Here is a 1,204-nt window from a genome sequence, read left to right as displayed (position 1 = left end):
TTCTGTGACTGCCATTCGTCGTTGGCCTCGAGCAGCACGGCCCCGATCAGGCGGATGATTGAACCTTCATTGGGAAAGATGCCGACGACATCGGCGCGGCGCTTGACCTCCTTGTTCAGGCGTTCGAGCGGATTCGTCGAGTGAATTTTGGTTCGGTGCTGGGCGGGAAAGTCCATGTGCGCCAGCACGTCGGTTTCACTGTCGTCGATGAACGCGCCAAGTTTTGGCCATTTGCCCCGGAGCTGGTCGGCCACATGGCGCAGGGTCTGGCTGGCACTGACGCGATCCGGCTGGATAAACGCCTGACGCAACGCTGCAGACACCATGCTCTGCTGCCCCTTCGGCACATAGGACAAGGCGTTGCGCATCCAGTGAACGCGGCATCTTTGCCAGGATGCCCCCATCACCCGGCGGATCGCCGCCTTCAACCCTTCATGAGCATCGGAGATCACCAGTTTCACCTCACGCAACCCACGGCGGACCAAGCTCTTGAGAAAGGTCGACCAGAAGGTCTCCGCCTCGGACGGGCCGATGTGCAGGCCGACGATCTCGCGCCGACCGTCGGTGTTCACCGCCACTGCGATTATCGCCGCAACTGAGACGATCCGCCCACCTTCGCGCTGCTTGAGATAGGTCGCATCCAACCACAGATACGGCCACTCGCCGGCGAGTGGCCGGTCGAGGAAGGCGTTCACCCTCTCATCGATGTCCTTGCACAGTTTCGAGACCGTGCTCTTGCTGATCCCCGTCAGCCCCATGGCCTGCACCAGCTCGTCTACCCGCCGGGTCGAGACGCCGCCAATCCAGGCTTCCTGGATGACCGCGGCCAGCGCCTTCTCCGAGGTCCGGCGAGCTTCCAGGAACGGCGGGAAGTAGCTCCCCTGCCGCAGCTTCGGGATCCGAAGCTGCAAGCTGCCAAGCCGCGTGTCCAATGCGCGTTCCCGGTAGCCGTTGCGATAGGTCGCGCGCTCGCCGCTGCGCTCGTAGCGGCTGGCGCCGATCAGCCCATCCACATCCGTCTCCATCAGCAGTTGAACCACCGCCTCCGCAACGCTGCGCAGAAAATCGCCGTCCCCGGCTTTGGCCAGTAGCTCAGCCAGTGGTAATCTATCTTCGGTCATCGGGTTCTCCAGGCTTCAGGTTGAAGTCTCGCAACTCCACCATAGCCGACTGATCCGATGGCCACCTCAAACTACACCGTTAC

The 1,204-nt window shown here is 62.3% G+C and carries 1 protein-coding gene; it reads right to left on the bottom strand.

Annotated elements, in window-relative coordinates:
- Positions 1–1,121: IS256 family transposase (locus tag APM_RS17725; protein WP_007424776.1), on the bottom strand; the 1,121-nt coding region annotated here is incomplete at its 3' end.
- Positions 1,122–1,204: the final 83 nt, after the last annotated feature.

Origin of the sequence: Acidiphilium sp. PM (genome assembly GCF_000219295.1) — a bacterium.
Lineage (GTDB): Bacteria > Pseudomonadota > Alphaproteobacteria > Acetobacterales > Acetobacteraceae > Acidiphilium > Acidiphilium multivorum.
Note: the sequence above shows the minus strand (reverse complement) of the source record. Positions and strands in the feature narration are given on the sequence as shown.